The sequence below is a fragment of the Sphingomonas sp. TF3 genome (genome assembly GCF_003985085.1).
In the GTDB taxonomy this organism is placed as follows: Bacteria; Pseudomonadota; Alphaproteobacteria; order Sphingomonadales; family Sphingomonadaceae; genus Sphingomonas.
In genome coordinates, this window is record NZ_RWKS01000013.1 from 82,772 (window position 1) to 93,797 (window position 11,026).

The 11,026-nt window shown below is 63.2% G+C and carries 8 protein-coding genes; 4 read left to right on the forward strand and 4 right to left on the reverse strand.

Features of this window, described 5'->3' with window-relative positions; genetic code table 11:
* The first annotated feature begins 2 nt into the window (after positions 1-2).
* Positions 3-482, forward strand: coding sequence for a GNAT family N-acetyltransferase (locus tag EJC47_RS13210; RefSeq protein ID WP_171010560.1), 480 nt, complete (start codon positions 3-5; stop codon positions 480-482).
* Here EJC47_RS13210 and pepF read toward each other — a convergent pair.
* Together pepF and EJC47_RS13220 are read right to left on the reverse strand one after the other, a co-directional pair.
* Complete coding sequence (gene pepF, locus EJC47_RS13215; RefSeq protein ID WP_126848323.1) at positions 479-2,344, reverse strand: oligoendopeptidase F; 1,866 nt, start codon at positions 2,342-2,344, stop codon at positions 479-481. The two genes, EJC47_RS13210 and pepF, sit on opposite strands and share 4 nt — an antisense overlap.
* 70 nt (positions 2,345-2,414) lie before the next feature.
* Positions 2,415-5,282: a TonB-dependent receptor gene (locus tag EJC47_RS13220; RefSeq protein WP_126848325.1), complete on the reverse strand. Its 2,868-nt coding sequence runs from the start codon at positions 5,280-5,282 to the stop codon at positions 2,415-2,417.
* Positions 5,283-5,485: 203 nt separating this feature from the next.
* Between EJC47_RS13220 and EJC47_RS13225 the strand changes: the two genes are divergently transcribed.
* Positions 5,486-6,010 carry a hypothetical protein gene (locus tag EJC47_RS13225; protein WP_052192110.1) on the forward strand — a complete coding sequence of 175 codons (525 nt, stop codon included), beginning with the start codon at positions 5,486-5,488 and terminating at the stop codon, positions 6,008-6,010.
* A gap of 210 nt (positions 6,011-6,220) precedes the next feature.
* On the opposite strand, the gene groL is transcribed toward EJC47_RS13225, so the two are convergent.
* Both groL and groES read right to left on the reverse strand, forming a co-directional pair.
* Positions 6,221-7,867, reverse strand: a complete 1,647-nt coding sequence (gene groL / locus EJC47_RS13230) for a chaperonin GroEL (RefSeq protein ID WP_126848327.1) — start codon at positions 7,865-7,867, stop codon at positions 6,221-6,223.
* 108 nt (positions 7,868-7,975) lie between these two features.
* Positions 7,976-8,263, reverse strand: a complete 288-nt coding sequence (gene groES, locus EJC47_RS13235) for a co-chaperone GroES (RefSeq protein ID WP_010404457.1) — start codon at positions 8,261-8,263, stop codon at positions 7,976-7,978.
* Between the two features lie 212 nt (positions 8,264-8,475).
* On the opposite strand from groES, the gene sppA reads away from it, so the two are divergent.
* Complete coding sequence (sppA, locus tag EJC47_RS13240; RefSeq protein ID WP_033963695.1) at positions 8,476-10,353, forward strand: signal peptide peptidase SppA; 1,878 nt, start codon at positions 8,476-8,478, stop codon at positions 10,351-10,353.
* A complete protein-coding gene (locus EJC47_RS13245) occupies positions 10,350-10,934 on the forward strand; it encodes a GNAT family N-acetyltransferase (protein ID WP_033963696.1) in 585 nt (194 codons plus the stop codon). The genes sppA and EJC47_RS13245 overlap by 4 nt, the downstream gene beginning before the upstream one ends.
* Positions 10,935-11,026 lie beyond the last annotated feature (92 nt).

Genomic DNA, 11,026 nt, shown 5'->3' on the forward strand with positions numbered 1-11,026 from the left:
TGATGGATGGATTGACGATTCACGATTATCGCGACGATCTGGCGCAGGCGTTCCACGACATCAACGCGCAGTGGATCTCCGCCATGTACCGGATCGAGCAGACCGACCGCGACGTGCTCGAAAACCCGCGCGCGCGGATCATCGATCGCGGCGGCGACATTCTGTTCGTCGAAGCGGCCGGGCTGGGCATTGTCGGGGCCTGCGCGCTGCAGAAAACGGGCGAGCACCAGTTCGAACTCACCAAGATGGGGGTGCTCGAGTCGGCGCGTGGCCGCAAGGCGGGGGAATTCCTGCTGCACGCGGTCATCGCGCGCGCCCGCGCGCTCGGGGCGGAGCGGCTCTATCTGCTCAGCAACAGCAAGAGCGCCGCTGCCATCCATCTCTACGAAAAGCTCGGTTTCGTCCATGATACGGGGATCATGGACGAATTCGGCGCGCGCTATGAACGGTGCAACGTCGCGATGCTGTACCCGCTGGATTAGCCGATCAAGGCCTCGGCCTGATCGAGCGTTTCCTTGAACGTCGCGATCACCGCGCGATACGGCGCGGGGCTGGCCATATCGAGACCGGCGCGTTGGAGAATTTCGGTCGGATAGGCCGACCCGCCCGCCTTCAGCACGGTCAGATAGGTGTCGCGCTCCTTCTGTCCACCGGTCAGGATGGCGTGCGCGAAATAGGATGCCGCCGAAATGCAGGTGGCATATTGGTAGACGTAGAAGCTGTTGTAGAAATGCGGGATATAGGCCCATTCGACGGCATAAGCCGGGTCGATGGTCACCTTGGGCCCGTGATAGCGCTTGAGCAGATCGAGATAGAGCGCCGTGAAGCGCTCGCCCGATAGGCCTTCGCCGGCTTCGGCCTTGTCATGCACGGCGAGTTCGAATTCGGCGAACATCGTCTGGCGGAAGAAGGTGCCGCGAATGCTCTCCAACTGCTGGCCGAGGTAGAACAGTTTCTCCTGCTTGGTCTTGGCCTTCGCCACCATATAGGCAGCGAGCAGCATTTCGTTGCAGGTCGAGGCGATCTCCGCGAGGAAAATCGGGTAATCCGATTTCTCATAGACTTGCGTTTTGTTCGACAGCAGCGAGTGCATCGCATGGCCCCATTCGTGCGCGAAGGTGGTCATGCCCTCATAGTTTTCGCCCAGATTGAGCAGCAGATAGGGGTGCACGTCATAGGCACCGGGGTTCATATACGCGCCCGATTTCTTGCCCGGACGGGGCAGGGGATCCATCCATTTTTTCGCAGTGGCGGTGCCGAGGAGCGCGACATAATCGGGCCCGAGCGGCTTGACCGCCTCCAGCACGGTCGTGCGCATTTCGGAAATGGTGACCTTGCGGTCGAGCGACACCAGCGGCGGGTAGATATCGTAATACGCCATGTCGGGCAGGCCGAGCAGCTTCCGTCGCAGCTCGAAATAGCGGTGCAGTTGCGGCAGACCGGCGTTCGCTTCGGCCACCAGCGTGCGATACACGCCTTCGGGGATGTTATTGCCCGATAGCGCGGCCGCGAGCGAGGTGGGGTATTTGCGCGCCTTGGCCCGAAAAATGTCGGCTTTGACATGGCTGAGATAGGCGGCCCCGAGCGAACTCTTGAAGTGCCCATATTCGCCCCAGAAGGTGTCGAACACCGCCTTGCGATCGGCGCGCGCGGGCGCGTCGCGGTTCAAGGTATAGGCCTGGTCGTCGAGGCCGACCTGTTTGCCGGTCGACAGGGTGATCGTCGGCCAGGGAATGTCCGACCCGACGAGCTGCTCGCGGATCGTGCCCGGTCCGGAAAGCGGTGCGCCCGCGCCTGCAAGCAGAATTTCGCCCTCGGGGGACAGCGTGTGCGGGGCTTGCCGCAGCGTGTCGGCTAGAAAGAAATCGAACCGCGTCGCGAGAGTCCGGTTCGCCGCGATGAAGCCGTCGATTTTGGCTTTGCCGAGCGTGAGAATCTCGGGTGCCATCCACGACGTCGCTTCGCCAAACGCGGTGAACATGTCGCCGACCAAAGCGAGCTTTTCCTGATTGGCGGAAATGCGGAGATCCGCGTCGCTCTTCAGCCCGGCATAGGTATAGACGCGCGCCGCCTCCCGCGAGAGATCGGACTGCGCCACCAAAGCGGCGGCGAGCACCTCCGCGCTGGTGCCGAGCCTCCCCTTATAACTGGCCAGACCCGGGATCTTGGCGAGCACGCTCTTGCGGGCGGCATCCCACGCGGCATCGTCGGGATAGATTTCGGTGAGGTCCCATTGTGCCGCATCGGCCGGGGCCGATCGATCCTGCGCCCATACGGGCAAAGCGGTGACAAGCGCCGCCAGAGCGGTCGCGGCCAGCGCGTCGCGGCGGGAGAGATCGGTCATGATGGTGGTTCCCCTGGCAGGCGTAATGGCGACATTCTGTCGCATCACGCCCGCCGTGGGAAGGGCCGACTTAGAACGCCAGTTGCACGCCGACGCGGAAGGTCTGGCGGTAATGTTCGTTCTCGATCAACTGGGTCTTGATCGCTTGGTAGCGACGCCACGGGGAGTCGAGCAGATTGCTGGCTTCGGCGAACAGCGTGTATTGTTTCACCGGCGAATAAGCGATCCGCGCGTCGAGCGAGTTGTTCTCGGCGGTATATTGGTCGGTCGCCGCCGATCCGCCCAGCGTATCGAGATAGGCCGAGCGATAGGTATAGGCCAAACGGCCGGTGAGGCCGTATTTCTCGTAGAAGAGCTGGGCGGTGCCGGTATATTTCGATTGCAGGAAGTTCGGCACGTTGCCCGCGCGATTGGGCACGCCGGTGGCCGAACCGTCGGTATAGGTGAAATTGCCCGACACGCCGAACCCCGACAGCGCGCCCGGCAGGAACAGCAACTGCGCCTGCAGGTTCGCTTCGACGCCGTAGAGTTTGGCGCTGCGCGCATTGATCGGTTGGGTGACCAGCGCATTGGTCAGAACGGTGCCGCCAAAGGTGCCCGATTGTGTCTGGCCGGCCGTGAAAATCGGATCGTCGAGATGTTTGTAGAAGGCCGCGACCGACAGGATGCCCTGGCCTTTCAGATAATATTCGGCCGAGAAGTCCCCTGCGACCGCCTTGTACGGCTTGAGGTTGGGATTGCCGAGCGTGACCGTGTTTCCGACCGGATCGAGGTTTTGATACGGGGCGAGATCGGCATAGTTCGGTCGACCGATCGCCGTTGTCGCGGCGGCACGCAGCACCAGGCGCTGGGTGGCGTCGAAGCGCACGTTCAGGTCGGGGAAGACATCGGTATACTTCTTGGTGTTGGTGACATTGAAATCCTGCGTCGCGGTCGACGCCGCAGTGAAGGACTTGCCGCTGTAGCGCCCGTCCGTGTGTTCGACGCGGACGCCGGGGATGATGGTGACCGATCCCAGCTTGGCGGTGACCATGACATAGCCGGCATAGACTTTCTCGCTCAGATCGTAATCGTTGATCAGCGAGTTGGCGAGGCTGGCGGCGGCGTCCAGCGTGCGCGCAGCCGGATTGGTCACAGTATAATAGGTCTGCGCAAGATCGTAGTTGATACGCGGACCGAACAGGTAACGACCATTATAGACCGAGCTGCCATCGTCATAGGAAGCACCGGTGCTGGCGAGCGTGCTGCCGCTGAGATTATATTGTTGGAAATCGCGATTGTTGGTCTTGTCGGTCTGCTGATATTTGCCGCCGACCTTCAGCGTAAAGGCGTCGCCGGTGCCGAGCGGCACCGTCAGGTCGACGCGACCCTGGTACAGGTTTTCGGCAGCGCGGCGGCGATCGTAATTGACGCGGTAGCCCGAATAGAGCGCCGGATTGTACGGTGTGCCGTTGGCGGTGTTGACCTTGAACAGCGTGTCGCTGAGGTCGAGCGACAGGCCGGTCAACGCGGTACTGCCGGTACGGAACGAAAATTCGGAGCGCAGCGGATCCTTCTTCAGCGCCTTGCTGTACGTCCCCTCAACCTGCAGTTCGGCGGTGCCGAAGTGGAAGTTGCCGCCAAGCTCGCCGGTAAAGGTGGAGTCATCTTCGTTGCGCAGACGCAGGAAGCGCGTGCCGCGCGCGCTGAAGGTGCCGCCATTGGCGATGTTGGCGTTGGCGTTCGTGGCGCTGGTCAAAGCGGTGTTATAGGCTGCGATCTGCGCCGGGGTGGCGGTCGCCGAAGGCGGTGTCGGCGGTGCAACGACGGGAATTTCGATGCGCGACTGGTCGCGGGTTTCATGGTCCTTGAAGGTCGAATAGAGCGTGCGCAGGTACAGGCTGACATCCGAGTTTGGCCGCCAGTCGAAATTGCCGACCAGGCCATAGCGCTCGCGCGTCAGGTTATAGTCGCGCAGGCGGAAGTCGTCGGGCAAGGCCTTGCTTGAACCCGGATAATCGCTGCGCCAGTTGGACGAGCCTTGCAGATTTTCGGATTCGATCGGGCGCTTCGAATAATTGCCCGACAATACCACGCCGAAGGTCTTGTCCGCGCCGAAACGCGAGCCGACGGTCAGATCGCCTTCATAAGGGCTGCGACCGTTGAGGTTGCTATAGCCATTGGCGATGCGCGCATTGGCGAAGGCCCCCTTGCGATCGAAAGCGGTAAGCGTGTCGATGTCGACCTGACCGGCAATGGCGTTGGCATCGCGATCGGCAGTGAGCGATTTCACTACCGTGACCGAGCCGATCAACGAGGAGGGAATATCGTCGAGCTTGACCTGGCGGCCCTCCGGTTCTGGGGCGGGTGCGGTCTGGCCGTTGATGGTGACGTTGGCGAGGTTGGGGTTGGCACCCCGGATGATGACATAGCGGCCTTCGCCCTGGTCGTTGGCGACCGAAATGCCGGGTAGGCGGCGCACCGCTTCGGCGACATTCTGGTCGGGCAGCTTGCCGACGTCGTTGGCGTTGAGCGTATCCTGGATGAAGTTGGACGTCCGCTTCGCCTGGAGCGCACGGCGTTCGGCCGCGCGCTGGCCGGTCACGACGATGTCCCCACCGCTTTCATTGCCTGGCGGAACATCGAGCTTGAAGTCGACGATCTGCGGGGTATCGCTCGACGTCGCGCTGCGGGTCGTGGTGGGATAGCCGACATAGGTGAAGGTCAGCTGGACGGGGCCGGCGGGAAGATCATGGATCACGAACATGCCGTCATTGTCCGATACGGCGGTGCGGCCGCCGACCGAGACCGAAGCGCCCGGCAGCGACGCGCCGGTTGCCGGGTCAACGACGCGGCCCGCGACATCCGCGGCAAAGGCGGGCATGGCGGTGGAGCCGAGCAATGCGGCACACAAGCCTGCCTTGGACGCAACAGAGCGCGCCCGGACACGTCCGAACATGATGATTTCCCCCATCGAAAGGCACGTTGGGGTTCCCCAACTTTGCCGTTTGCGCGGCGCTACGCCGCTTTCATGACGAGTTCGTGACGAGCGGAGCGATATGAACAAATTGAGTATGTCCCGTTGTGTCGTTTCCATGCGGGAACAAAAATGCTCGCACGGGCGTCGTGCCGCTAAGGCAACAACTAAGGAAAACGTCGAACATGCGTCGGACACATGCTCTCAGCGGATTGGGCTCGATCGCTCTTATGCTTGCGCCCGTCGCGGCGCAGGCAGCCGGACCGCAGGATGACAGCGTCGGCAAGGCGGTTACCCAGCCGCTGCGCGACGTGCGGATTGCGGACAAGAAGATCCCGCCGATCCTGCAATTGGCGGCATCGGCCCCCTATTCCTCGCAGAATACGCGCTCCTGCGCCGCGATTGCGGGCGAGGTGCGGCGGCTCAATGCCGCCTTGGGGACCGATGTGGATGTGCCGGGCCAACCCAAGGGCGAAGGGTCCGCGCTCGCTGCGGTCGCCGCGCGAACTGCGGTTAATACGCTGATTCCGGGCCTGGGCATCGTGCGTGTCATCACCGGGGCGGACAAGCAGCAGCGTCGCGTCGAGGCGGCCGTCTATGCCGGATCGACACGCCGTGCCTATCTCAAGGGCATCGGGCTGGCGCGCGGGTGCAAGGTTCCTGCGGCACCGACCGCCGCAGCCGTGGCGGACCGGCCGGAACTGCCCTGATTTGTCTGCGGACTGACTGAGCCGCGCAAAAAAAGGGCCGGGGTGCGAACCCCGGCCCTTTTCTCTTGGTCCAGCCTGGGCCGGGAGGTTTGGATCGGCCCCGGCAAAGCCATGGCCTTTCGTCGGGCGGGTTCGACGGCATTGCCGCCGACCCTCCGCCCGTCCTCGGGGCGAGACCGTGGCCAGCATGGCCACGGCCCGCCCTTCGGATCAGAAATCCATACCGCCCATGCCGCCCATGCCGCCGCCGCCGCCCATCGGCATGGCGGGCTTGTCTTCCGGCAGTTCGCTGATCGCCGCTTCGGTGGTGATCAACAGGCCGGCAACCGACGCCGCGTCCTGAAGTGCCGTGCGAACGACCTTGGTCGGGTCGATCACGCCGCTCTCGACGAGGTTTTCATACTTGTCGGTCTGCGCGTTGAAGCCCTGGGTCGGATCGTTGCCCTCGAGCAGCTTGCCCGAGATCACCGCACCGTCATGGCCCGCATTCGCCGCAATCTGGCGAACCGGCGCGTAGAGCGCCTTGCGGACGATATCGATGCCGCGGGTCTGGTCGTCGTTGAAGCCCTTCATGCCCTCAAGGGCCTTGGTGGCATAGAGGAGCGCCGTGCCGCCGCCGGGGACGATGCCCTCTTCGACAGCTGCGCGGGTTGCGTGGAGAGCGTCGTCGACGCGATCCTTGCGCTCCTTGACCTCGACTTCGGTCGAACCGCCGACCTTGATGACTGCAACGCCGCCGGCCAGCTTGGCCAGACGCTCCTGCAGCTTTTCCTTGTCGTAATCCGACGTCGTGTGCTCGATCTGCTGACGGATCGCATCGGTGCGGCCCTTGATCGCGTCATGGTCGCCAGCACCATCGACGATGGTGGTGTTGTCCTTGTCGATCGTGACGCGCTTGGCGGTGCCGAGCATGCCGATCGTGACGCTCTCGAGCTTGATGCCGAGGTCTTCCGAGATCATCTCGCCCTTGGTCAGGATCGCGATGTCTTCGAGCATCGCCTTGCGACGATCGCCGAAGCCCGGTGCCTTGACCGCTGCGACCTTCAGGCCGCCGCGCAGCTTGTTGACGACGAGCGTGGCCAGAGCCTCACCCTCAATGTCCTCAGCGATGATGAGGAGCGGACGGCCCGACTGAACAACCGCTTCCAGGATCGGGAGCAGCGCCTGCAGGTTCGACAGCTTCTTCTCGTGGATCAGGATGTAGGGATCCGCGAGCTCGACGTTCATCTTTTCCGGGTTGGTGATGAAGTAAGGCGAGAGATAGCCACGGTCGAACTGCATGCCTTCGACGACGTCGAGCTCGAATTCGAGACCCTTGGCTTCCTCGACGGTGATGACGCCTTCCTTGCCGACCTTTTCCATCGCTTCGGCGATCTTCTCGCCGACGACGGTGTCGCCGTTTGCCGAGATGATGCCGACCTGGGCGATTTCCTTGGTGCCGGCGACGGGCTTGGAGCGCGCCTGCAGGTCCTTGACGACTTCGATGACGGCGAGGTCGATACCGCGCTTCAGGTCCATCGGGTTCATGCCGGCCGCAACCGACTTCATGCCTTCACGCACGATCGCCTGCGCCAGAACGGTCGCGGTGGTCGTGCCGTCGCCGGCGATGTCGTTGGTCTTCGAGGCCACTTCGCGCAGCATCTGCGCACCCATGTTCTCGAACTTGTCCTTGAGCTCGATTTCCTTGGCGACGGTAACGCCGTCCTTGGTGATGCGCGGTGCGCCATAGCTCTTGTCGATCACGACGTTGCGGCCCTTCGGCCCCAGCGTAACCTTCACCGCGTCGGCGAGGATGTCCACGCCGCGCAGAATGCGCTCGCGTGCGTCACGCGAAAATTTTACGTCCTTGGCTGCCATGATGGCTAATCCTTTGTTTGATTGCGTTCCTGCGGGAGCGGGAACCCAGAATTATGGAGGGCAGAGCGTTGGGCTCGGGGCTCCTGCCTGCGCAGGAGCTCAAGAGCTTCAGCCGACGATCCCGAGGATGTCGCTTTCCTTCATGATCAACAGGTCTTCGCCGTTGATCTTGACTTCGGTGCCCGACCACTTGCCGAACAGGATTTTGTCGCCAGCCTTGACTTCGAGCGGGTGGATTTCACCGGCTTCGTTGCGCGCGCCGGTGCCGACCGAGACGACTTCGCCTTCCTGCGGCTTTTCCTTGGCGGTTTCCGGAATGATGATCCCGCCTGCGGTCTTCTCTTCTGCCTCTACGCGGCGGACGAGGACGCGGTCATGCAATGGACGAAAGGTCATGCGTGAAGTCCCTTTATATTGAACGTCTGTTAGCACTCGCATGGAGTGAGTGCCAGCACGGCGCATATGATGTCGCGACCGAGCATCGTCAACCGGTCGCGACCGCGCTCCCGCCACAAAAATAATGCGTGTTGGTCGTGCAACACGCATTTACTCGACGGACGCGTTGCCCTAGCCAAGGGCGGTATTTCCGCCAATCAAGGAGCGGCCAAGTGAAACTCGTACGGGGCGCGTGGAAGATTCTCGTCGGCATCAAGGACGGTCTTGTGCTGATCGCGATGCTGCTGTTCTTTGGCTTGCTCTTCGGCGCGCTGGCCGCGCGGCCGGGCAAGGCGGCAATCGGAAACGGGGCCTTATTGCTCAAACTCGACGGCGCAATCGTCGAGCAGCCCGCCGAGGTCGATCCGTTTGCCAGCCTCGGTGGTGGCGGCACGCCGCATCAATTCCGCCTGCGCGATGTCGTGCGCAGCCTCGATGCGGCGGGCAAGGACAGCCGCGTCAAGGCGGTCGTGCTCGATCTCGACGCGTTCGGCGGGGGCTATCCCGCAGCGCTGAACGAAGTCGCCGATGCGATCCGGCGCGTGCGCGACGGCGGCAAGCCGGTGCTGGCTTATGCGACTGCCTATACCGACAGCGGCTACCGCCTCGCCGCCAATGCCAGCGAAGTGTGGATGAGCCCGATGGGCGGCACGCTGTTCATGGGGCCGGGCGGCAGCCAGCTTTATTATAAGGGCCTGATCGACAAGCTCGGCATCAACGCGCACGTCTACCGCGTCGGCAAATACAAGTCGTTCGTCGAGCCTTATACCCGTACCGACGCCTCGCCCGAGGCCAAGGAAGAAGTGGAGAAGCTCTATCAGGTGCTGTTCGCCAATTGGCAGGCGGCCGTGGCCAAAGCGCGCCCCAAGGCCAAGGTCACGCCGTTTCTGACGACGCCGGGCGCGGTCATCACCGCCGCCAAGGGCAACATCGCGCAGGCCAATCTCGAAGCGGGCATCGTCGACAAGCTCGGCAGCCATCTCGATTTCGGAAAGCGCGTTGCCGAGCTGGCGGGCGCGGATTCGGGCAAGGCACCGGGCACCTTCAAGACCATCAAATATGACGCCTATGTCGCAGCCAACCCGCTGCCGACGAACGGTGCCAAGATCGGCGTGTTGACGATTGCGGGTGACATTATCGATGGCAAATCGAAGAGCGGCAGCGTGGGCTCCGATACGGTGTCTAAGGCGTTGCTCGATGCCCTGGCCAAGAAGGATCTGAAGGCGCTGGTCGTGCGGGTCGATTCACCGGGCGGTTCGGCGCTTGCGTCCGAAGACATGCGGCGCGCGATCCTGGAAGCCAAGGCGCAGAAGCTGCCGGTCGTCATCTCGATGGGCTCGCTGGCGGCGTCGGGCGGCTATTGGGTGTCGACGGCGGGCGACGTGATCTTCGCCGAGCCGACCACCATCACCGGTTCGATCGGCATCTTCGGCATCATCCCGACTTTCGAGAACACGCTCAAAAAGATCGGCCTCACCACCGATGGCGTGCGCACCACGCCGCTGTCCGGGCAGCCGGACATTTACGGCGGCACCAATGCCGAGACCGACACGATCTTCCAGGCGGGGATCGAGAATGGCTATCAGGAGTTCATCACGCGCGTCGCCACTGCGCGCAAGCTGACCCCGGCGCGCGTCGACGAGATCGGGCAGGGCCGCGTCTGGGATGGCGGCACGGCGCATCAGATCGGGCTGGTCGATCGTTTCGGTGGCTTGCAGGACGCGATCGACGAAGCCGCCAAGCGCGCCGGGTTGAAGGCGACCGACGTTCATGCCGAATATCTGGAGAAAAAGCCGAGCGCTTTCATGCAATTGATCGCGCAAATCCTGGATTCGAACAAGGATGACGATGCGAGCGCGGGCGATGCCTTCACGCGGATGGCGACGGAGCGGCGCGCGGTGTTCGCGCGCGCGCTGGGCGATGTGAAGCGGATCGGCACGGGGGCGGCGATCCAGGCGCGCTGCCTCGAATGCGACGGGCTGGGCGGAACGCAGCCGCAACCCGGCGATGCGACGTTGCTGACGCTCGTGCTCGCGCGGTTCGGCCTGTGAGCGTCGATCCCGCACCGCGCCCGATCGCGGTTCGCCCGGCGACGCCTGAAGATGCTGGCGTGATCGCCGAAATCTATCGGCCTTATGTGGAAGGCGGTACCGTCTCGTTCGAGTTGACCGCGCCGAATGCCGAGACGATGCGGCAGCGCATGGCGGCCTCGGGCGGGTTGTATCCGTGGCTGGTGGTGACCGAAGGCGAGGGCGGCCCTGTACGCGGCTACGCTTATGCCTCGGCCTTCCGCGACCGCCCGGCCTATCGCTACACGATCGAGACCTCGGTCTATCTGGAGACGGGGACGCAGGGGCGCGGCAATGGGCGGCATTTGTACGATGCGTTGATCGATACGCTGCGCGCGCAGGGATTTACCCAGGCGATCAGCGTGATTTCCTTGCCAAACGAGCATTCGATCCGGCTGCATGAATCGGTCGGCTTCCGCCGCGCCGGGGTGCTGCGCGAGGTCGGGTATAAGGAAGGCCGCTGGATCGATGTCGGCCTGTGGCAATGCGAACTCAACGACGCCACTCTGCCACCGATGGAACCCAAGCCGTTCAGCGCGACCGGCATGGTGTGGAATTGGTGACGGGGTAGCTTTCCCCGTCATGCCGGGCTTGTCCCGGCATCCACCGTGCCGTGCTTTCTACAGATGGTTGGGAAGGATCGACGGTGGACCCC